Raw genomic sequence first — 19,639 nt, forward strand, 5'->3', positions numbered from 1 at the left:
ACCGTGTGATCGATATCGCAGAAACAGCTGCTACATCGATTTCTCTCAGCAGAATAGAACCGTCCGTTATCTATCTGTTCACTCTTTGTTAATGTTTCGCAATCAGTCTGTGATTCGCCAGAAAACAGACCGCAAGTCTGAATATCGCGCGGCACCGGATTCGTCGAGGGATCCCACCGCGACGCCTCGGCCGGCCCCGCCCGGCAGCAGGCGCACCGCGTCACTGGCCGCGGACAACTGAATCCCAGAGATTCCACAACCCACGCCACACAAAAGAAACAGCGCAATAACGGCGCCGGCGAACACCACCCGGCGGCGTGGTGATCCCGCGCTGCCGGAGTTCGTTATGCGTTTACGAAAACTGTTGCCTCTGACCGTTGTCGCCGCCGCTCTCGCGGTCCCCACACAAGCCTGGGCGGAAACCCCCGTCGCCGGCGTACCCGCGGAACTGCAGGGCCCCGCGCAGCAGCTGCAGCAGTGGCAGCAGCAACTGCCCCAGCCACAGCAGGACCAGCTCCAGCAGTTCGTCCAGCCGCTACCGCAGCCGCTGCCGCATCTGTTCCAGCCGAGCTATCCGGACAACCTCGACGGGTGGATCCGCAATGCGCTGCAGGTCCTCGGACAGCACGGCATCCCGGGCAGCTACGAAGGCATCCACCGCAACGCCATGCGGGAATCCGGCGGCGATCCGCGGGCGATCAACCTCTGGGATTCCAATGCCGCGGCCGGTATCCCATCCAAGGGCCTGATGCAGGTCATCGATCCCACCTTCGCCGCCTACCACGTGGAAGGCACCTCGTGGGATATCTACGACCCGGTCGCCAATATCGCCGCGGCGTGCAATTACGCCGCCCACCGCTACGGCTCCATCGATAACGTCTTCGGCGCGTACTGATCCCGCCGGTTGTCCGGCGCGGCCCGTCGCGCCGGACAACCGTTCAGAGCCGGATCCGGCCCTCGACCGCGGCCAGCCCGATATCCGAACGGTAATGGCTTCCGGGCAGTTTCACGCCGGCGAGCCGGTCGTAGGCGGCTTCCCGCGCGGCCGTCAGATCCGCGCCCGTGCCGACGATGCTCAGCACCCGGCCGCCCGCCGACACCAGCGCGCCGTCTTCCCGCAGCGCCGTTCCGGCGTGCAGGACCGTGGCCGGATCGTCGGTCGCGGCATCGCTCGCGCCGGTGATCACATCGCCGGTGCGCGGCCGTCCCGGATAATTCTCCGCGGCCAGCACCACGGTGACCGCCGCCCCGTCGCGCCAGCGCGGTGCGGGGACCTCGGCCAGGGTTCCGGTCGCGGTGGCGTACAGCAGCTCACCGAGTGGACTCTCCAGCAGGGAAAGCACGGCCTGGGTTTCCGGATCGCCGAACCGGCAGTTGAATTCCACCACCGCCGGACCGGCCGCGCCGATCGCCAGCCCCGCGTACAGCAACCCACTGAAAGGGCTTCCGCGCCGGACCATTTCGGCGGCCACCGGGGCCACCACTTCGTCGACGATCTGCTCGGCCATCCCCTCCGGCAGCCACGGCAGCGGCGTATAAGCGCCCATCCCCCCGGTGTTGGGCCCGGTATCCCCGTCGCCCACCCGCTTGTGATCCTGCGCCGGCAACAGCGGTACCACGGTCTCCCCGTCGACCAGGCAGAACAGCGAAACCTCCGGGCCGTCCAGGAACGATTCCAGCAGTACCGGATGCCCCTGTTCGAGCAGTTCGGCGGCATGATCACGCGCGGCCAGCCGGTCCGCGGTGACCACTACGCCCTTACCCGCGGCCAAGCCGTCGTCCTTCACCACCCAGGTGGGGCCGAAACGGTCCAGCGCGGCATCCAGTTCGGCGGGCGTGTCCACGACTTCGCTGTGCGCGGTACGCACCCCGGCCGCGGCCATCACATCCTTGGCGAACGCTTTCGACCCCTCGATACGGGCCGCATCCGCCGACGGCCCGAAACACGCGATCCCCGCCGCCCGCACGGCGTCGGCAACACCCAGTACCAGCGGCACCTCCGGCCCGATCACCACCAGATCGGCGGCCACCTGCCGCGCCAGCGCGGCCACGGCCTCGGCCGACCCGGCGTCCACCGGCAGCACCTGCGCGTGCTGTGCGATACCGGCATTGCCCGGTGCCGCGACGAGTGCGCTCACCGCCGGGTCACGGCGCAGCGCAAGGACGAGGGCGTGTTCACGGGCTCCGGAACCGATGACGAGTACTCGCACCCGGACAGCTTAGAACGTGCCCGGTGGCCGGACGCGGCGGCCGGACCTTGTCCCGAGCCTCCGCGCTCCTTCCGTTCCCGCCACCCGGCCGGGTGGCCCGCACGGCCCCGGCCCAGCCCGTACCAGCGGATTCACCGCGACCTCGGCTCGACCCGGCCGGCATGTGGATGATGGTGTGTGAAACACCCGTAGCGGGTGGGTTTTTCGCGCACCGGCCCGCCAGGGCAAGCGCGCGCGAGCAGAGGACGGACGTCATGGGTCTGATGGACGGGATCATGGGCAATGCCGGGCGGATGGAACCCGCCGCGGCCCAACAGGAATACGAGCGGCTACTGGGTAACGGCGAACAGATCTACTCGGCCTACCTGCTGGTCCGCGACGCGATGCTGTTCACCAACCGGCGGCTCATCCTCGTCGACAAACAGGGCCTGTCCGGCCGGAAAGTGAGCTACCACAGCATCCCGTACCGCGCGATCACCCATTTCGCGGTGGAAACGGCCGGCACCTTCGACCTGGACGCCGAACTGCTGGTGTGGATCGCCGGCACCGACACCCCGCTGCAGAAGCGATTCAACCGGCAGGTCGATATCTACGAGGTTCAGGGCATCCTGTCCCATTTCGTCGGCGTGTAGCGCACCCGGCCCCACCCGGCGGGCGGCAGCCGGTCATAAGCTCATCCCATGGCTTCTGTTTTCAGTGCGATCATCGCCGGGGATCTGCCGGGCCGGTTCGTCTGGGAGGACGACGAATTCGTCGGCTTCCTCACCATCGCGCCGGTGACTCCCGGCCACACCCTGGTGGTCCCCCGCAAGGAAATCGACCAGTGGCAGGACGTCGAACCCGAAGTCTTCGCCCGCATCAACGGGGTGGCGCAGAAGATCGGGCAGGCCGTGCGGGCAGCCTTCGATGCGCCCCGCGCCGGGCTGCTGATCGCCGGACTCGAGGTTCCCCACCTGCACGTACACGTCTTCCCGGCCTACACCATGGGCAACTTCGATATCTCCGGCGCCGATCCGAACCCGTCCCCGGAATCGCTCGACGACGCGCAGAACAAGATCCAGGCCGCGCTGCGCGACCTCGGTTACGGCGCGAACGTCCCCGCCTGACAGCGCCCGCCCCGGTGTGGACGATCGCGACCCTCCACACCGGTGGAGCAGGGTCGAAACGCCGGCCGGCAAACCTCCACGCTCGCAGGCCGCGGGCTGTGACCGGCACCCGGATCGCGGTACCGGCGAACGGGCATCGTCGGGCCCCGGCCGCACCGCTGTGCCCGGCCGGTCGGCCGGCTCGACCGCCGAACTCCGCCCGGCCGACCGGACCGGCCCGACCGCTAGTCTCCGCCGGGCCGATCGGCGTCGGACCCGCCCGCACCGCCACCCGCCGTGGGCCACGTGCGCGGCAGCCGGACCATGAACGTGGTGCCCCGGCCCGGCACACTGTCCACTTCCACCGTGCCGCCGTGTGCCGCCACCAGTGCTTGCACGATCGACAACCCGAGCCCGGACCCACCACTGCCCCGGCTCCGCGAATCATCGACGCGATAGAACCGTTCGAATACCCGCTCGGCCTGCTCCCGCACCATCCCCGGCCCGGTATCGGCCACCTCCAGCAGCACTTCGTCCGCGCGGGGCGTGAGCCGCACCGTCACCGCCGCGTCCGGCGGTGTGTGGACCAGCGCGTTGTTCAGCAGATTCGCCAGCACCTGCCGCAGCCTGGCGGCGTCCCCGGGAACCTCGGCCGTCCCGGAACCCGGCCGGACCTCCAACCCGATGGACCGGGTATCCGTATTGCCCTGCGTAGCGGCCACTGCCCGGGCACTGTGCACGGCATCGCTGGCCAGTGCCAGCAGATCGACCGGGGCATACTCCACCGGGCGTTCGGCATCCAGCCGGGCCAGCATCAGCAGATCCTCGACCAGCAGACCCATCCGCTTGGATTCCCGCTCGATGCGGTCGAGCAGCATATCGGTATCACCGGTGGCACCCTGCCGGTACAACTCGGCGAACCCCTTGATCGTGGTCAGCGGGGTACGCAGTTCATGACTGGCATCCGCGACGAATCGGCGCATCTTCTCCTCCGACCGCCGGGCCGCCTCCTCCGACGCCTCGGTCGCCGCGAAACCGCGCTGGATCTGCGCGAGCATGGTGTTCAACGATCGGGCCAGCCGATCCACCTCGGTATTCGTCGGGCGCATCGGCACCCGCCGGTGCAGATCACCGGCCGCGATATCGGCGGCGATCTCCTCCACCTGCTCCAACCGGCGCAGACTACGCCGGATCACGAAATACGCCGCCACCGCCAGCGCCGCCAGCACCACCACGCCGATCACCAATTGCAGCACGATCAGCCGCTCGACGATCGCCTCGGTCTCGTCCAGCCGCAGCGCGACCAGGCTGGTGCCCTGGGCGTTCTCGGTGTACTTGACCCGCCACTCACCGGAATCACCTCCGGTGGATCCGGTGGTGAACGTGCCGGGCCGCAGATCGTCGGGCAGATCGGGGGCACCGTTGCGATCGTCCTGCAGGAACATCCGGCCGCCGGAGTCCTGGACCCGCGTATAGAACTTCACGGGCGGCCGTTCCCGTCCCGGCTCACCCGGCAGCGGAATCGGCGGTCGCGGGCCGCCGGGGCGGGCCCAGCCGTGCGCCGCCTCGTCGAGCTGCTGATCGACCCGGTCGATCAGCGCGTTCCGCAGGGCCGACGTCACCGCCACGCCCGAGGCCAGCAGCCCCACCGCGGCGAGCGCGACCAGCGCCAGCACCAGCGTCACCCGCAACGGCATCGCCGCGAACCGCCCGGTCAGGCCGCCGAGCCGGCGATCCGCCGAGGCGCGGCCGCCACTCACGTCCGGCCCGCGGGCGATTCCCGCATCACATACCCGACCCCGCGCAGCGTATGGATAAGCCGCTGCGGCCCGGTGTCGACCTTCTTGCGCAGATAGGACACATACGTCTCCACCACCCCGACCTCGCCACCGAAGTCGTAACGCCACACATGGTCCAAAATCCGCGGTTTGCTCAGCACGGTCCCCGCGTTCACCATGAAATACCGCAGCAGCGTGAACTCGGTCGGCGACAGCGCCACCGGCTCACCGGCCTTGAACACCTCATGGGTGTCGTCGTCGAGTTCGATATCGGCGAACCGGATCCGCGACCGCTCCCGCTCGGGCGCGGCCGCACCCGAGCGCCGCAGGATCACCCGCAGCCGGGCCACCACCTCTTCCAGGCTGAACGGCTTGGTGACGTAATCGTCGGCGCCCAGGGTGAGCCCGGTGACCTTGTCCTGCACATCGTCGCGGGCGGTCAGGAACAGCACGGGCGCATCGACCCCGTCGGCCCGCAACCGCCGCAGCAGCCCGAACCCGTCCATGCCCGGCATCATCACATCGACGATCAGCGCGTCCGGCCGGAAACCCCGGGCCACATCCAGCGCCTGCGCCCCATCCGACGCCGAGGCCACCTCGAACCCCTGGAACCGCAAACTCACGGTCAGCAGCTCGACGATCATGGCCTCGTCATCGACCACCAGCACCCGGGCTTCCGGCGCTGTATCCGGCGCACCACTCATGACCCCATCGTGGCCCACCGCCCTGGTAAGGCCCTGCGCACTCCCTGTGAACACGCTGTGCCTGTCGGCGCGCAGGTTTCGGCCCCCTGGGCCCTCGCGGCCTACTCGGGGTATTCCTCGTCCGAGTCCGACTCCGAGACGAGGGCTTTGCCGGCTACCTGGCCCTTGGCGAGGGCGTCGAGGAAGGCGCGGGCCCAGCGGTCGACGTCGTGGGCGAGGACCTGGCGGCGCAGGGCGCGCATTCGGCGGCGGCGGGTTTCGCGGTCGTCGGTGAGGGCGGAGACGATGGCGTCCTTCACGCTGTCCAGATCGTGCGGGTTGCACAGGTAGGACTGGCGGAGCTCGGCGGCGGCGCCGGTGAACTCGCTCAGCACCAGGGTGCCGTTGAGGCCGCTGTGGCAGGCCACGTACTCCTTGGCCACCAGGTTCATACCGTCGCGCAACGGGGTCACCAGCATGACGTCGGCGGCGACGAAGAAGGCGATGAGTTCCTCGCGGGCGATCGGGCGGTGCAGATAGTGCACCACCGGGTAGCCGACCCGGGCGAATTCACCGTTGATGCGGCCGACCTGGCGTTCGATATCGCCGCGCATCTGGATATAGCTCTCGACCCGCTCCCGGCTCGGCGTGGCCAACTGCACCATCACGGTGTCGGCCGGGTCGATCCGACCCTCGGCGAGGAGTTCCTCCAGTGCGCTGAGCCGGATATCGATGCCCTTGGTGTAGTCGAGCCGGTCGACCCCCAGCAGGACATACTTGGGGCTGCCGAGTTCCGCGCGAATCCGGGCGGCCCGCTCACGCACCGACCGGCGCCGCGAATGCTCGTCCAGCCCGGCCGAATCGATCGAGATCGGGAAGGCGCCCACCCGGACCGTCCGGAACCCGACCTGCACCACCCCCATCTTCGACCGCACCCCGACCGTGCCGCGCGAGGTGGGCTGGCCGGCCAGCCGGCGCGCCAGGTACAGGAAGTTCTGGGCACCGCCCGGCAGATGGAAACCGATCAGATCCGCCCCCAGCAGACCTTCCACGATTTCGGTACGCCACGGCATCTGCATGAACAGTTCGACCGGCGGGAACGGGATGTGCAGGAAGAATCCGATGGTGAGGTCCGGCCGCAGCATGCGCAGCATCTTGGGCACCAGTTGCAGCTGATAGTCCTGGACCCAGACCGTCGCGCCCTCGGCGGCGACCTTCGCGGTCTCCTCGGCGAAACGGCGGTTCACCTGCACATACGCCGACCACCAGGCGCGGTTGTACTCCGGGCGGACGATGACGTCGTGGTAGAGCGGCCACAGCGTCGCGTTGGAGAAACCCTCGTAGTAGTCGGCGACCTCCTGCGCCGACAGCGGCACCGGATGCAGTTCCAGCCCGTCTTCGACAATGGGGTCGACTTCGACATCGGGAACGCCGGCCCACCCCACCCAGGCGCCCCGGTTGCTGCGCAACACCGGTTCCAGTGCCGTGACCAGGCCGCCGGGGCTGCGCTTCCAGCGGGTGGTTCCGTCGGGCAGTTTCTCCAGGTCCACCGGGAGCCGGTTGGCCACGACGACGAACCCGGATCCGGCCCCGCGTTCGCGCAGGGGTTCGGCGTCCACCGCTTCGGGCTGGGCCTCCACCAGATCTATCGGTCCGGAAGCCGGGCCGGAACCGTTGTGGTCACCGGGTAGGCCCGTGGATACGCCGGTTTCGTCCCGAGGGGTGGAATCGCTGGACGGCTGGTCTGTCATCTGGTCCACTCACGCATCCTTCGCGCGGCGCAGTACGCCGCGTATATGGGGTATGAGCGGGGGCCCTGCGTGGTTACGCTCCGCTGCCGCCTTCGGGCCCGACCGCTCATACCGGGTAGTTTTGCGGATCCGCGGACGTCGCCGTTGGCGCCGGCGGCCCACACGACCGTCAGCGCCCGGAGGCGGTAGCTTGCGTGACCAGGCGCTCGGTCATGCGGTTAGAGACTCAGCTTATTCGGTGCGGGCCCCCGGGCCGATACCCAGCATCGACAGGAGCATCCGGCATTCGTCGGCATCGGCGGCGTAGGCGGCCACGACCCGCTGCGCCTGACGAGCGGTCTCGTCGGCGAGGGGTTCGAGTTCATCGTCGGCGATACCGTTGGCGCTGCTCTTCGTGGCCATCTCAATCCTCCCGGCAGGTGCACTGGTATGTGAAATGTCAATGGTATCTGTCCCACGAAACGGTCGCTGCGCCCGCCGTAACACAACGGCACCCGGATGGCTATACCGTGGGCAGCGGAAACGATCAGGAAGGGGCCGTCAGCATGCCGTTGGCCGCGGTGAACGGAATATCGCTCAACTATCAGATCAAAGGAGACCGTTCCAAGGGCACCGATGTGAAGGGCGGCGGCCCGCTGGTCGTGCTGATCATGGGCACCGGCAGTCCGGGCCGGGTGTGGGAACTCCATCAGGTTCCTGCGCTGGTCGCCGCCGGATACCGGGTCTGCACGTTCGACAACCGGGGTATCGCGCCGTCCTACGAGGCCGCCGACGGGATGACCATCGAGGAGCTGGTGGCCGATACGGCGGGCCTGATCGAGTTCCTGGACGAGGGCCCGGCGCTGGTCGCCGGTACCTCGATGGGCGCCCGGGTGGCGCAGGAACTCGCGCTGGCCCGGCCCGAACTGGTACGCAAGGCCGTGTTCCTGGCCGGACACGCCCGCATGGACCAGTTCCAGAAGACTTTGTCGCTGGGTGAGCACGACCTCGACGAGAGCGGCGTGAAACTGCCGCCCAAGTACGAGGCCGCCGTCACCGCGGTGATGAATCTCTCCCCCGCCACCATGGCCGATCCGAACGCGGCCCGCGACTGGCTGGACCTGTTCGAATTCACGGGCGGACCGGCCACCCCCGGTATCCGCGCCCAGCGCCGGATGGACCACGAATTCAACCGGGTGCAGGCCTACCGGGCGATCCGGGTGCCATGCCTGGCGGTGGGCTTCGCCGACGACCGGATGATCCCCCCGTATCTTTCCCGGGAGGTTGCCGAAACCATCCCCGGCGGGCGCTACCAGGAGGTTCCGGACGCCGGCCACTACGGCTATCTCGAGCGTCCGGATACGGTGAACAAGATCCTGCTGGACTTCTTCGCCGCCTGAGGGGGAACCCACAGTTAACGCCGGCCTTGCTAGGGTCGACACATCGTTGGGTTCGCGACACGGCAGCCGGAGGCCCGCCTCCCTGCCGTACCGGGCCCGGACAGATCCCTGTACATACGCGCGAGCACCCCAGTGAGGTGAAATGAGCACCAACCCGTTCGACGACGAGGACGGCCGCTTCTTCGTTCTGGTCAACGACGAAGAACAGCACTCCCTGTGGCCGGCGTTCGCCGAGGTCCCGGCCGGCTGGCGGGTCGTCTTCGGTGAGGACAGCCGCGCGGCCTGCGTGGAGTACGTAGAGCAGAACTGGACCGATATGCGGCCCAAGAGCCTGCGCGACGCCATGGCCGCCGACGAAGCGGCCCGCAAGTAGTTCCGCCTCTCCGCACAGCCCGGCCGGCGCCCACACCACCGCGGCCGCGGTGCCTGCTTCCGGGTCCCGTGCCGAGGTGCTGGTACGACGGCCGCGCTGGCCGGTTTCCGCGGCCGGTGGGTTCCGTTTCGAGTCGTAGTGGGTGGATCCGGCGACGATCGGTTCCCGGCGATGATCACCGGAATCGGTTTCGCGATCTCGGCCGCCGACCCGTATGATCGGCTGCCGAGTGACTCGTTTCAGAAGCCACTCCGCCGCCTTGGCGCAACTGGCAGCGCAACGTACTTGTAATGCGTAGGTTGAGGGTTCGAGTCCCTCAGGCGGCTCACGCTGCACTCGGGCCCACCGACCGTGTCGGTGGGCCCGAGTGATTTCCGCATCATGCGATATTGCCGGGTGTTCGCCGCTGATCAAGCGCAGCCAGGAGATCGAAAACGAATGGCACGGCCGGCTTGCGCCCACCGGATCTACGCACGATGGGCGCGCAGGATTTACGCACGGCCGACCAAGCAGGGGCATCGGGCCAGGCCGTACCGAACGGTCACGGCCGAACGGCAACTGCCGAGCGCCGTCAACGGAACAGCGACGCTTGCTCGACGGGAGCGGCCTGCGGGACACGGACGCGCAGGTGGAATCGTCCCTGATCGACCGCCGTGGTGAGTTCGCCGCCGAACTCCTGCAGCCGCCGGCGAAGGCTGTCGAGCCCGGTGCCGTTGCCGGCTGCGGTCCGGGTACGCAAACCGTCGTTGACGATCAGCAAAGTCACCGCGTCGACAGACCGGGATACCGTGAGACTGCATACCGCGGCGGCGGAGTGACGGAGAATATTCGTCACCGATTCCCGCACGACACGACCGAGAACATCGTCGAGATCGCCGGGGAATTCGTGCGACCCAGATGTGACAGTGCAATCGACACCGGCGGATTCCAAGAGGCGGACCGCCGCATGTATTTCACCGTCGAGACTGACCGGTTTGCTCTCGTTCACGAGGTTGCGTACTTCGATCATCGCCTCACGTGCCACCTGCTGCACCTGCTCGAGCTCGTGCTGCGCACGATCGGGCCGAAACGATATGAGGCGGGCCGCCAGCTCGGTTTTGAACGCCACGACCTCCAGCGCCCGGCCGAGGATATCGTGCAGATCGTCCGAGATGCGCAGCCGTTCGCGCGCCTGCGCGAGGCGGGTCGTGGCCTGCTCGGCCTCCACGGTACGTTGCCAGAGCAGCGGACCGGCCGACTCGAGATAGCACGCGACGACGACCAGCCCCAGCGCGCCGAGCCCTGAGCGCCACGCCGAATCGGCCCCCTCCTGACCGACGAGGCTCACGAAAAGTAATGCGGCGGTGCAACCGCCGACGGCGAGCGCCCACGGGAGGGGTTTGGCGGACCGGTAGGCGAAGACGAGGTCGGCGGCGGCCGTACCCGGCAGCAGTAGCCACGCCCACCCGTATTCCGTGAAATGGAACGCGGCCACCGCGGCCGGGATCGCCACCGCGACAGCGGCCCAGGCCGGTATCCGCGGTGACTGTGCCCACGGCCCCCCGATCATCCCGGTCGCAGCCACGTGGAGCGCGATGAACGCGGCCAGCACCGCCGCCGCACCGAGCACCGCGACGGGTTCGAACGGCTCGAACACGAACGTCAAGGCCGGCGCGATCAGCAGCAGCACGGTGGTTTGGATCTGGTTACTGCGCACGTGCCGCAGAACGACATGGTCCGGTGATTCGGCCGACGCCCGAGTCTCTCGCATCATCCTCATCGTTGTGTCAGAGCCATCCCGAATCACGAGCGATCGCGACCGCCTCCTGGCGGGTCCGTACACCCAGTTTGGTGAGGGCCGACGACAGATAGTTGCGGACGGTCCCCGAGGCCAGATGCATTCGTTTGGCGATCGTCGTCGTCGATTCGCCGATATCGACCCGGACGAGTATTTGCAGCTCCCGGTCCGAGAGCGGACACGGCGGTTCGGCCAGGGCATCCGCCGCCAACGCCGGGTCGACATACCGCTCACCCGCCGCCAACCGGCGCACGACATCGGCCAGAATCCGGGAGGACGCGGTCTTGGCGACGAAGCCCGCCGCACCGGCTTGGAGGGAACGGCGAAGCACCCGCGCCCGCGCATGGCGGGTCAGGATGCACGCCCGGGTAGCCGGACTGGCCAGCGCCAGCGCGGCCACCAATTCCTCACCACCGCCGGGCATTTCGACATCGACGAAAGCCACATCGGGCATATGCTCGCGGGCGATGACCAGCGCCGCAGCGCCGTCGGCCGCTTGGCCGACGATTTCGATATCGGGCTCCATATCGAGCAATGCGGCAATGGCTTCCCGGGTCATGTTCTCGTCGTCGGCGATGAGCAACCGTGTCGGGGATTCCCGCGACCCGAGTGGCGCTCGGTGTTCCGAGCCGCCGTCCCCGCCCATCTTCCACCACCCCTATGCCAACGACGCATATGACACTGTCACGTGAAGCGGTGACGCGGTGATACTACCGGGCAGGACCCGCACACAGCCATAGTTCCCTCATGAACACACCAGCTCCGCACAACGATGACGGTGTGCATGTGCAGGATCTTCGCTACAGCTACGGCGATTACGAAGCGGTGCGCGGCGTCGGCCTGCATGCACGTACCGGTGAGGTCTTCGCATTGCTCGGCACCAACGGTGCGGGCAAGACGACCACCCTCGAATTGCTTCAGGGCTACCGCAAGCCGGCCGGGGGGACGATTCGGGTACTCGGCCACGATCCGGTCCGGCAGGGCCGCGCCCTCCGCCGCCGGACCGGGTTCATGCTCCAGGAAGCCGGATTTCTCCCGGAACTGACTGTGGCGGAGACACTGCGCCTGTGGAGCCGCATCTCCAGCCGGGCCGACAGCGTGGACGACCTGTTGAAACGCGTGGATCTGGTGCACCGGCGTGATGTGCGGATCGACAAATTGTCCGGTGGCGAGAAGCGGCGCGTCGATATCGCGTTGACCGTCTGGGGCCACCCCGACCTCGTCGTACTGGACGAACCGACCACCGGACTGGATCCGGAATCGCGCAGCAGGTTGTGGGATCTGGTACGCGAACTGCGCACCGGCGGAACGACCATCGTTCTCACCACGCACTACCTCGAGGAAGCCGAGGAGCTGGCCGACCGGCTCGCCATCATGCACGCCGGCGCCATCGCGATATCCGGGACCTTGGACGAGGTTCTGGACGCGCACCCCGCCACCGTCGAAGCGACGGTCGAAGCGCGGCACGCAGTTCGGCTCCCCGCGACGACCACGGCGTTCGAACTCGACCCGATCGGGCCGGACGTACAACTGTCGCTGCGCACCCGCTCCCTGCAACGAGATCTCACGACCCTGCTCGGCTGGGCCGAGACCGAGGGCATCGAACTGCGTGGGCTGCGCGCCCAGACCGCCGATCTCAACACGATCTTCCACAACCTGCTCGGCGACAACGGACGGAGTACGACATGAGCAGCCTGTTCGGATTCTCGGGAACGTTTCCCACTCTGTCCATGGCCGCCACCGAGTTCAAGCTCATCCTCCGGCGGCCCGGCACCGCTTCCATCGTCCTGCTACTGCCCGCGGTGCTGATCGGGTTGACCTACATCGGCGAACGCCCGGACAGCGCCGCCCGCTGGGGTGCGACGATCGGAACCCATGTCGTCATCGCCCTGTTGCTGACCGTGTATGTCAACGCCGCGGTGCTGATGACGAACCGGCGCGAGAACCTGATCTTCAAACGGCTGCGAACCAGCGAGCTGGGTGGCACCGGGATCATGCTGTCGATCTGTATTCCGTTCGTACTGCTGAGCATGTTCCAGATCGTGCTCGTAGGCGGGTTCAATCTCGCCACGGGCGCCACAGTTCCACAGGTACCCGATCTGATCGGGGTGGCCGTCGGCCTCGGAATAGTCGCCACGCTGGCGGCTTCCGCGATGACCGCCGCGCTCACCGGCACCACCGAGCGGGTCCAGTTCACCACCATGCCGATCCTGCTCGGCGGTGCGGTCGGCGCGCAGATCGTCACCGCCGACCTCGATATGAACCTCCGGTGGGCGGCCCTGGTGCTACCACTGGTCGCACTGGCGGATCTGATCGCAAAAGGCTGGGCCGGAATGGATTCCGGCATTACGACGCTGCCCGCGAATATCGAGGTGTCGGTCGTGACCGTCGATATCGCGCTCACCGCCGGCTGGTGCCTGCTGGCGATTGCGGTGGCCGTCGCCAGGTGGCGGTGGGAACCGCGGTCCTGACCGTTCTCGAACCTCGACAAGACCCAGAAAGAAGGAAAAAGATGAATCTGCTGACCGATCTCTCCTCGCTCAGGATCGCACCGACCGTCGGCCGCGAGGTGGCGGCTCAACTCGTGGCGTTGCTGCTTATCGCGGCAATCGCGATACCGTTCGGCGGAACACCGGTGGTGCAGTTCGGCCTCCCGGCCCTGTACGCCGTGTACGCGCTGGTCCGGATCGCCATCGCGGCGCGTCGGAAGCCTGCCGACGTACAGTGACGCCCGCGAAGTCGGGGCGTGTGGTGACCGGTCACCACACGCCCCGAATTTTTTGTGCCCGTTTCGGTTTCCGGCGTCCGGACCGGACACGCGCTATCCGGTGTTTACCTCCGCAAACGCAGAATTTTCGTGAATTCGGGCTTGTCGTGACGACCGGCGGCGTGCTCGAATCTGCTGGTCCGAAGACTCGACGGCCGATCGGCAACGCGGCCTCTCTTTCCAAGTGGAGCCGGCAGCAAATGCGTTTACACAGCAGTGAGACCGTGGGGAATCACACCCCGTCTCGGATACCTACGGATGTGCGGCACGCAATCGAGCTCGTTTCCACAACAGGTCGCGGTCCGGCAAACATACAACGCCTACCCGGCCGGAACCTCAACTTCGTCGCCGAATCCGGGGACCGGAAATTCTTCGTCAAAGTGCTGGATCGCCGTGAATCTACGCAGCGGATCGAGGCGCTACTCGCTTTCGAACGATTCAATGCGCTGCCCAGCGTCCGTGAATGGTATCGAGGGCCGCAACTGATCGATGTCGATACCGAGCACAACGCCGCGGTATTCGAATACATCGGCGACCGCGCCACCGGATCCGAGCTCATGGTGGATATGCGTTTCGACACGAAGACCGCAGGCCGGGTGGGCGAATTACTGGGTCGCCTGCATCGGTCGAGTCATGACCATGTCCCGATATCCGCGCCCAACTACCCCGCACCGCGGCCCCAGCATCTGCATGCGATTCCGCTGGATCAGCTCTATCACCTGACCGAGGGAGAGATCGAGGCCTTCCGGAACTGTCAGAAGGACCACGAGCTCACTCGTCTGCTCGAGGAACTCATCGCCGATTCGGAGAGTAACGGCGATCGGTGTCCCATCCACGGCGATGTTCGAGTCGACCAATTGCTGATCGACGACGAAACCGTCATGTTGATCGACTGGGAAGAGTTCCGGATCGGCGATCCGGCGCGGGATGTCGGCACCTTCATCGGCGAATGGCTGTACCGGACAATCCTCGATATCCCCACAGGGCGTGGTGACGGGACAGCCTTCCGACGCACCGGCGACTCCTCCGAGATCGTTTCCCGCGCTGTCGACAAGGCCGCGGTCCTCGCGCCGCTGGTACAGGAATTCTGGCGGTCCTACACCGCGGTGACGCATGATTCGGCCGATCCGGCTCTGCTCCGGCGAGCCTGCCGATTCGCCGGATGGCACCTGATCGACCGGCTCTTCGCGTTCGCCGCCGGAGTGGCGGTGCTACCGGCGACGCACTGGGCCGCGGCGGGTGTGGGACGCGCTGCGCTCGGCGAGCCCGACGGTGTCATCGATCTTTTCGAACTGAAGGTTCCGGCATGACAACGATTGCACTGGATCTCGGTATCGAGGTCGATATCGAAACGAACTCGGCCGTAGTCGCCGGTGCGACCATCACTGCCGACAGTGCCCGCGAACTGGAGCGCAAGCTCGGCCGGTCGATCTACTACCGGCTGCACGCGCGGGCGACGGAGCCCGATACCTCGTCCTTCTCCCATATCCGCGATCGCCTCATGGAACGCCGGATCTCCGCTGCCCTCGACCACCCGGCCGTCGAGGTGACACCGGGCGATCAGCAACGTCTGGGTGGCCGGCGGACAGGAACGCTGCTCGGCGTCCGGGTGATACTTCCCGACGATGCCGGGGAGACGATCAGCGTGTCGAGGCAGTGGCCTGCCCGTTCGCCCGGCTACTACTACGTGACCGGCCGGCAGAAGCCGCCGGCCGGGAGCATCTGGCGGGTATACGTGGCCGTCGGCGATGCGGATGCGGCACCGGCCGAGTTCGCGGAAATCGTCGCCGGAATCGATGCATCGGGTGTGCCATGGGATGCCAAGGTGCTCTCCCTGGCCGATCAGTTCCCGCGGTCGGATGCGATCACGATCTACACCGACACCTACGAGTCGGCCCTCGAGATCTCTCGTATCGCGGCCGGCACAGTGCACCCCGATCTCTGCTCCGCGTTCACCAACAGGACGGCCGCCGGTGTCGCGATCGCCGAGGAGCCGGCCGATTCGGACCCGGCCAGAAAAGGATTGAGCTTCGGCCAGCACCGCGCCACGATCGTCGCGGCCGCCGGTATCACCCAGGCACGAGAAGGCGGCGATTTCGCCGAAATATTGGCCGGCCTGTGGGACGAAGCCGGAGTCGACAGATTTGCTTTCTGGCGGAACAACCCAAAATCTTGACATTCGATCGAAGAGGATCGGGTGTCAACAACCCTTCGTATCACCGTGATTCGGAGGAAATGAAAATGAAAGGGAAACCAATGGAGAAGAAGCGCGATATCCTCAAGGGCTTCGAGGAGTACACCACCGCCGCGGAACTGAGCGACACCAACGCGATGGACGCGCCTGCCACCTCGGCTCCGTGCGTGGCATCGACGATCGTCCTCACGTCCCGGGTGGACTGCTGATTCGCAGCCACAATGATTGACCTGTGGACGGCCCGGGTTCTGGCCGGGCCGTCCACAGGCGGAATCGAGTGTAACCGATGAACTTGCTGTGGGTGGTAACCGGTGCGGTGTCGTGCAGTATTACGCCGTTCTGGGCCCGATGGATAAGGCTCCAGCGACCAGATATTTGCGTCGAATATGTTATGACGCCTTCGGCGACTCGATTTCTCAGTCCAGCGGCAATCAAAAATATCGGCGCGGCACCCGTTATGATCGATAAATGGGATGATGTCGGCGACCGCCCATTACATGTCGAGATGTCGGTATGGCTCGACGCGATCATCGTTCATCCCTGCACATTCGATTATATGTCCCGGCTGGCGTTGGGTATCGTCAATACACCCTCGCTACTGACGGCCGCTTGTATCGAAAAACCCATTATCGTGGCTCCGATACCTCCTCCGGGCGGTATGAACGGGCCGGTGTACAAGAAACACCTGGAATCCCTTGCCGAGCGCGGAAATATCACGGTTCTCCCACCCGAGGAAACGGCCAATCTGAATCCCCATGCCGACCAGTCCTTCGGCGCCGCGTCCTTCGAGAGTTGTCTCCGGGAACTGCAGTGAATCGACCGCACCCCATCGTGCATGGAAGCAGCCTGCGGGAGCGGCATATCCATCGAGTCGACGGACTCTACCTCTTGACCCGCCGGGCACCCATGCGGAACCACCGATTCACCGATATCCATGGCATACCCCCGCTTTCGTTCGACGCACTGGCCGATGCGGGATTCGTCATCGGAAGCGGAACAGATCGCGAACGGGCATATCGACTCGAGATCGGTGTGAACGATATCGAACTGCTCGATCGTCGCGAAACCGATGAACTGTGCACGGCACTCGGCCGTTGGGGCACCGCTCTGGCTGTCCTGCATTCGATCTCACCCGATCGCGAAATCGGCGAGCCGCCGGCACGGACACGGTTTCGGCAATGGTGGCGGAACGGCGACGAACTGTCCATCGGCCGCCGCGGAGCACGGGAACGCTTCCTGAAGCTGCTGACCGATACCAGCCGTGATTTCGTGGACGTCCTGTTGAGCACTCCGCTCGATACCGGACCCACCGTGCTACTGCACGGATGGGCACGCCTGGGACAGTCGATGACCGCCCCGGACAGAACACGTTTCCTGCTGGGGGAAGATATCGGAGCGGGGCCTCCCGAGTTCGATCTGGCCACGCTCGTGGCGGAACTCATCGAGCGCGCAGTCATCGTGCGCAGCATCCGTATCGACGCGGTTCGCGCAGCACATCGCACTCTTCTCGCGGCCTACGAGGCCCACGGGACCGTCCCGCTATCGGAGGAGCTCGTGGACGGGTTCATCGTGGAAGCCCTTGCCCGGCACGTCGGAGATTTCATCACCTTCGCCCAGTTCGATGCCGGATGGGACCGTGTCGGCCTCGAGGAGTTCGCGCAATTGATCAACCGGCTGGTGGACGACGGGGGGTCGAATCCATGAATTGCTTCGAGTTGCGCAACGGGCTCAAGGTGGTCACCGACAGCACGGCCCGGCACGAGGCGTTCCAGCTGACGACCGTCGTCCGGGCAGGTTCGGTGTTCGATCCGGAAGGCAAGGCGGGTACCGCACACCTCACCGAACATCTGTCTGTGGTGGGTTCCGTGCTGCCGCCGGGAACAATCGCGGGATCAGGGGGCGAGACAAGAGCGAATACCCATCGCGACTACCTCATCTTCGAAACCCGTGGGCCGGCCGCACTACTTCCGGCGGTGCTGGATGCCGAATGCGACCGGCTGGGGGGACAGTTACACGTAAGCGCCGAGCTGTTCGGTGCGCAGAAGGCCGGCGTGGTGGACGAGGTCGACACCTACTTCCGCTCGGGCCGCCCCTGGGCGACCATATCCGATCTGGTCTTCGGAGACTGGGGGCCGTCCCACGACAGCTTCGGCGATCCGGAACAGACCCGGACGCTCACCCTCGACGAATGCAGCCGCTTCGCCCGGCGGTGTTTCCGGCCGGAGCGGGCGGCCATGGCATTGCGGGGCGATCTGAGCGCCGTCGGCGGCGTATACGGCGTCCGCACCCATCTCGACGGCCGGTTCGGCCGGCCGCGGCCGGCCGAACCCGTGGGCAGCGCCGCGGATCGGACCGAAATACGTTCACCCCACGCGATTGTGAGCACGGCGATCAAACGGCCGTGGGCAGCCTGGCTCGTGCCCGGAATCGCCGGCGACAGTCTCCGGCGGCTGGCGATGGAAATCGTCGCGGTCGTCCTGCGCGAACGGCGGCAGTTGATCGCCTCGGTCGGGCGATCTCCCGAAGCGCACTCCGCGCTGCCCGAAGCTTTCGCCATCGCACCGGTCGCCGATGACGATCTGGCCGCGTGCATTTCGGTGGCCCGCGAGCCGATCGGCGCCCGCGAGTTCGCCGATGCGGTCGCGATACTCTCCTCGACCGCTGCGTGGCTGTCCGGTGACGCGGCGGCGACAGCGAGGCTCTGGCTGGTGTCGGGTACATCCGGGATGGCCGGTGAACTCCATCACCACCTCGACCGCCTGGACGTCGCCGAGGTGGTGACGATCCAGCAAGAACTGCTGGGTTGCAAGCCATGGGAGATCCGGCCGCAGACTCTCGATCTGCCATCGCAACCGGCAGATCGTCCCCCGGCGCCGAAGCCGTACCGGCCCCGGCGGGCCGGCGCCGGACAGCAGGCAAACCATGCCGTATCGCCGCACGCCGACCGTATTTCGGCAGCGCACGGTGTGGTAGCACAGCCCGGGCCGGGGCAGAACGCACTGGTGATCGTCCTGCCGTCCGACGCCCCGCATCTTCCGGCACGTCCCTGGTACCAACAGGACGACGCGCGCCGCGCGCGATACGTCCGCGTGTCCTACCGCGACGAGCTGCCCGATGACGTGCGTTGCGACCTGGCAGAAGCACTGGACGGCGTGGCCGGGCCGAGGCCGCTGGCGGTATCGGCCGTCGGCCCGGAGGCGCGACACTGGTTCGATATCGCGGCCCCGGGGCGGAAACCCGCGATTCGAGATCCGGAGGTGGTACGGCAGGCCGCGGCCCGCTGGGTCGGTGCGGCATTTCTCAACGGTGCCGACCGGATTCGCCGCGGCGGTATACCCCAGCCGGTCATCGTGCCGGCCTGGAGCCGGGACCGGTACCAGGTGGTCGGCACGCGCCCGGAGTCGCGGCCGATCGACGGGCAGCGCCTGGAAGATGTGCGGTCGTTCGTCATCGGCGGACTGCTCACCCAGCAGCTTTCGGCGCCCGAGGAGGCTCATGCGTTGACGAAGTTGCTTGCGCTCGACGTTCATACGACCGTCTCCGACTTCTGTGCGGTACTGGCCGATCTCACTGTCGGCGAGGTCGATACCGCGCTCCGGCAACTGGAAGACCTGTTCGCGCGCGCGGAGGTGAAGTGATGTC

At 66.7% G+C, this 19,639-nt stretch carries 21 protein-coding genes and 1 tRNA gene; 15 read left to right on the forward strand and 7 right to left on the reverse strand.

Annotated elements, in window-relative coordinates; genetic code table 11:
* Positions 1-346 precede the first annotated feature (346 nt).
* On the forward strand, positions 347-895 hold the full coding sequence (locus ACQEVO_RS27750; RefSeq protein ID WP_432919111.1) for a transglycosylase SLT domain-containing protein: 549 nt from the start codon (positions 347-349) through the stop codon (positions 893-895).
* Positions 896-938: 43 nt separating this feature from the next.
* Here ACQEVO_RS27750 and purD read toward each other — a convergent pair whose 3' ends face one another.
* Positions 939-2,210 carry a phosphoribosylamine--glycine ligase gene (gene purD, locus ACQEVO_RS27755; RefSeq protein WP_432919114.1) on the reverse strand — a complete coding sequence of 424 codons (1,272 nt, stop codon included), beginning with the start codon at positions 2,208-2,210 and terminating at the stop codon, positions 939-941.
* A gap of 254 nt (positions 2,211-2,464) precedes the next feature.
* Between purD and ACQEVO_RS27760 the strand changes: the two genes are divergently transcribed.
* The gene (locus ACQEVO_RS27760) at positions 2,465-2,842 is read left to right on the forward strand and encodes a PH domain-containing protein (RefSeq protein WP_432919117.1); all 378 of its coding nucleotides are present in this window, start codon (positions 2,465-2,467) and stop codon (positions 2,840-2,842) included.
* 48 nt (positions 2,843-2,890) lie between these two features.
* Positions 2,891-3,316, forward strand: a complete 426-nt coding sequence (locus tag ACQEVO_RS27765; protein WP_432919120.1) for an HIT family protein — start codon at positions 2,891-2,893, stop codon at positions 3,314-3,316.
* 224 nt (positions 3,317-3,540) lie between these two features.
* Here the strand turns inward: ACQEVO_RS27765 and ACQEVO_RS27770 are convergent, their stop codons facing one another.
* The 4 genes from ACQEVO_RS27770 to ACQEVO_RS27785 all read right to left on the reverse strand — a co-directional run bounded on the left by ACQEVO_RS27770 (position 3,541) and on the right by ACQEVO_RS27785 (position 7,909).
* On the reverse strand, positions 3,541-4,992 hold the full coding sequence (locus tag ACQEVO_RS27770) for a sensor histidine kinase (protein ID WP_432923056.1): 1,452 nt from the start codon (positions 4,990-4,992) through the stop codon (positions 3,541-3,543).
* A gap of 59 nt (positions 4,993-5,051) precedes the next feature.
* Positions 5,052-5,777, reverse strand: a complete 726-nt coding sequence (locus tag ACQEVO_RS27775) for a response regulator transcription factor (protein ID WP_432919123.1) — start codon at positions 5,775-5,777, stop codon at positions 5,052-5,054.
* 101 nt (positions 5,778-5,878) lie between these two features.
* A complete protein-coding gene (locus ACQEVO_RS27780; RefSeq protein WP_432923060.1) occupies positions 5,879-7,507 on the reverse strand; it encodes an alpha,alpha-trehalose-phosphate synthase (UDP-forming) in 1,629 nt (542 codons plus the stop codon).
* A 231-nt stretch (positions 7,508-7,738) separates the two neighbouring features.
* Positions 7,739-7,909, reverse strand: coding sequence for a hypothetical protein (locus ACQEVO_RS27785; RefSeq protein ID WP_168165630.1), 171 nt, complete (start codon positions 7,907-7,909; stop codon positions 7,739-7,741).
* Positions 7,910-8,052: 143 nt separating this feature from the next.
* Here ACQEVO_RS27785 and ACQEVO_RS27790 point away from each other — a divergent pair, with 143 nt between their 5' ends.
* The 3 genes from ACQEVO_RS27790 (at position 8,053) to ACQEVO_RS27800 (ending at position 9,585) form a co-directional block, all read left to right on the forward strand.
* Positions 8,053-8,886, forward strand: a complete 834-nt coding sequence (locus tag ACQEVO_RS27790) for an alpha/beta fold hydrolase (protein WP_432919127.1) — start codon at positions 8,053-8,055, stop codon at positions 8,884-8,886.
* A gap of 142 nt (positions 8,887-9,028) precedes the next feature.
* On the forward strand, positions 9,029-9,259 hold the full coding sequence (locus tag ACQEVO_RS27795) for an MbtH family protein (protein ID WP_030522889.1): 231 nt from the start codon (positions 9,029-9,031) through the stop codon (positions 9,257-9,259).
* Between the two features lie 253 nt (positions 9,260-9,512).
* Positions 9,513-9,585 (forward strand) — tRNA-Thr (locus tag ACQEVO_RS27800).
* A 245-nt stretch (positions 9,586-9,830) separates the two neighbouring features.
* On the opposite strand, the gene ACQEVO_RS27805 is transcribed toward ACQEVO_RS27800, so the two are convergent.
* Both ACQEVO_RS27805 and ACQEVO_RS27810 read right to left on the reverse strand, forming a co-directional pair.
* Positions 9,831-11,012 carry a sensor histidine kinase gene (locus ACQEVO_RS27805; protein ID WP_432919132.1) on the reverse strand — a complete coding sequence of 394 codons (1,182 nt, stop codon included), beginning with the start codon at positions 11,010-11,012 and terminating at the stop codon, positions 9,831-9,833.
* A gap of 13 nt (positions 11,013-11,025) precedes the next feature.
* A complete protein-coding gene (locus ACQEVO_RS27810; protein ID WP_432919135.1) occupies positions 11,026-11,682 on the reverse strand; it encodes a response regulator transcription factor in 657 nt (218 codons plus the stop codon).
* Between the two features lie 101 nt (positions 11,683-11,783).
* Between ACQEVO_RS27810 and ACQEVO_RS27815 the strand changes: the two genes are divergently transcribed.
* The 9 genes from ACQEVO_RS27815 (at position 11,784) to ACQEVO_RS27855 (ending at position 19,635) form a co-directional block, all read left to right on the forward strand.
* Positions 11,784-12,725, forward strand: coding sequence for an ABC transporter ATP-binding protein (locus tag ACQEVO_RS27815; protein WP_432919138.1), 942 nt, complete (start codon positions 11,784-11,786; stop codon positions 12,723-12,725).
* A complete protein-coding gene (locus ACQEVO_RS27820) occupies positions 12,722-13,507 on the forward strand; it encodes an ABC transporter permease (protein ID WP_432919141.1) in 786 nt (261 codons plus the stop codon). The genes ACQEVO_RS27815 and ACQEVO_RS27820 overlap by 4 nt, the downstream gene beginning before the upstream one ends.
* Positions 13,508-13,548: 41 nt before the next feature.
* The gene (locus tag ACQEVO_RS27825; RefSeq protein ID WP_432919144.1) at positions 13,549-13,764 is read left to right on the forward strand and encodes a hypothetical protein; all 216 of its coding nucleotides are present in this window, start codon (positions 13,549-13,551) and stop codon (positions 13,762-13,764) included.
* Positions 13,761-15,113, forward strand: a complete 1,353-nt coding sequence (gene lxmK / locus ACQEVO_RS27830; RefSeq protein WP_432919146.1) for a class V lanthionine synthetase subunit LxmK — start codon at positions 13,761-13,763, stop codon at positions 15,111-15,113. The genes ACQEVO_RS27825 and lxmK overlap by 4 nt, the downstream gene beginning before the upstream one ends.
* On the forward strand, positions 15,110-15,979 hold the full coding sequence (locus ACQEVO_RS27835; protein ID WP_432919149.1) for a T3SS effector HopA1 family protein: 870 nt from the start codon (positions 15,110-15,112) through the stop codon (positions 15,977-15,979). Before lxmK ends, ACQEVO_RS27835 begins: the two co-directional genes overlap by 4 nt.
* A gap of 65 nt (positions 15,980-16,044) precedes the next feature.
* Entirely contained in the window at positions 16,045-16,206 is a 162-nt protein-coding gene (locus ACQEVO_RS27840; RefSeq protein ID WP_432919152.1) for a hypothetical protein, read from the forward strand.
* Between the two features lie 77 nt (positions 16,207-16,283).
* Entirely contained in the window at positions 16,284-16,811 is a 528-nt protein-coding gene (locus ACQEVO_RS27845; RefSeq protein ID WP_432919154.1) for a flavoprotein, read from the forward strand.
* Positions 16,808-17,701 carry a hypothetical protein gene (locus ACQEVO_RS27850; protein ID WP_432919157.1) on the forward strand — a complete coding sequence of 298 codons (894 nt, stop codon included), beginning with the start codon at positions 16,808-16,810 and terminating at the stop codon, positions 17,699-17,701. Before ACQEVO_RS27845 ends, ACQEVO_RS27850 begins: the two co-directional genes overlap by 4 nt.
* Positions 17,698-19,635 (forward strand): M16 family metallopeptidase, encoded by a 1,938-nt coding sequence (locus tag ACQEVO_RS27855; protein WP_432919160.1) that lies wholly within the window; start codon positions 17,698-17,700, stop codon positions 19,633-19,635. The genes ACQEVO_RS27850 and ACQEVO_RS27855 overlap by 4 nt, the downstream gene beginning before the upstream one ends.
* Positions 19,636-19,639 lie beyond the last annotated feature (4 nt).

The organism is Nocardia sp. CA-290969, from assembly GCF_050936135.1.
Taxonomy (GTDB): domain Bacteria; phylum Actinomycetota; class Actinomycetes; order Mycobacteriales; family Mycobacteriaceae; genus Nocardia.

What these genes read in the sequence shown, in the direction of transcription:
- ACQEVO_RS27750 (WP_432919111.1), top strand. Translation starts at nt 347, where the DNA reads ATGCGTTTACGAAAACTGTTGCCTCTGACCGTTGTCGCCGCCGCTCTC.
- ACQEVO_RS27760 (WP_432919117.1), top strand. Translation starts at nt 2,465, where the DNA reads ATGGGTCTGATGGACGGGATCATGGGCAATGCCGGGCGGATGGAACCC.
- ACQEVO_RS27765 (WP_432919120.1), top strand. Translation starts at nt 2,891, where the DNA reads ATGGCTTCTGTTTTCAGTGCGATCATCGCCGGGGATCTGCCGGGCCGG.
- ACQEVO_RS27770 (WP_432923056.1), bottom strand. Translation starts at nt 4,992, where the DNA reads ATGCCGTTGCGGGTGACGCTGGTGCTGGCGCTGGTCGCGCTCGCCGCG.
- ACQEVO_RS27775 (WP_432919123.1), bottom strand. Translation starts at nt 5,777, where the DNA reads ATGAGTGGTGCGCCGGATACAGCGCCGGAAGCCCGGGTGCTGGTGGTC.
- ACQEVO_RS27780 (WP_432923060.1), bottom strand. Translation starts at nt 7,507, where the DNA reads ATGACAGACCAGCCGTCCAGCGATTCCACCCCTCGGGACGAAACCGGC.
- ACQEVO_RS27785 (WP_168165630.1), bottom strand. Translation starts at nt 7,909, where the DNA reads ATGGCCACGAAGAGCAGCGCCAACGGTATCGCCGACGATGAACTCGAA.
- ACQEVO_RS27790 (WP_432919127.1), top strand. Translation starts at nt 8,053, where the DNA reads ATGCCGTTGGCCGCGGTGAACGGAATATCGCTCAACTATCAGATCAAA.
- ACQEVO_RS27795 (WP_030522889.1), top strand. Translation starts at nt 9,029, where the DNA reads ATGAGCACCAACCCGTTCGACGACGAGGACGGCCGCTTCTTCGTTCTG.
- ACQEVO_RS27805 (WP_432919132.1), bottom strand. Translation starts at nt 11,012, where the DNA reads ATGATGCGAGAGACTCGGGCGTCGGCCGAATCACCGGACCATGTCGTT.
- ACQEVO_RS27810 (WP_432919135.1), bottom strand. Translation starts at nt 11,682, where the DNA reads ATGGGCGGGGACGGCGGCTCGGAACACCGAGCGCCACTCGGGTCGCGG.
- ACQEVO_RS27815 (WP_432919138.1), top strand. Translation starts at nt 11,784, where the DNA reads ATGAACACACCAGCTCCGCACAACGATGACGGTGTGCATGTGCAGGAT.
- ACQEVO_RS27820 (WP_432919141.1), top strand. Translation starts at nt 12,722, where the DNA reads ATGAGCAGCCTGTTCGGATTCTCGGGAACGTTTCCCACTCTGTCCATG.
- ACQEVO_RS27825 (WP_432919144.1), top strand. Translation starts at nt 13,549, where the DNA reads ATGAATCTGCTGACCGATCTCTCCTCGCTCAGGATCGCACCGACCGTC.
- ACQEVO_RS27835 (WP_432919149.1), top strand. Translation starts at nt 15,110, where the DNA reads ATGACAACGATTGCACTGGATCTCGGTATCGAGGTCGATATCGAAACG.
- ACQEVO_RS27840 (WP_432919152.1), top strand. Translation starts at nt 16,045, where the DNA reads ATGAAAGGGAAACCAATGGAGAAGAAGCGCGATATCCTCAAGGGCTTC.
- ACQEVO_RS27845 (WP_432919154.1), top strand. Translation starts at nt 16,284, where the DNA reads ATGAACTTGCTGTGGGTGGTAACCGGTGCGGTGTCGTGCAGTATTACG.
- ACQEVO_RS27855 (WP_432919160.1), top strand. Translation starts at nt 17,698, where the DNA reads ATGAATTGCTTCGAGTTGCGCAACGGGCTCAAGGTGGTCACCGACAGC.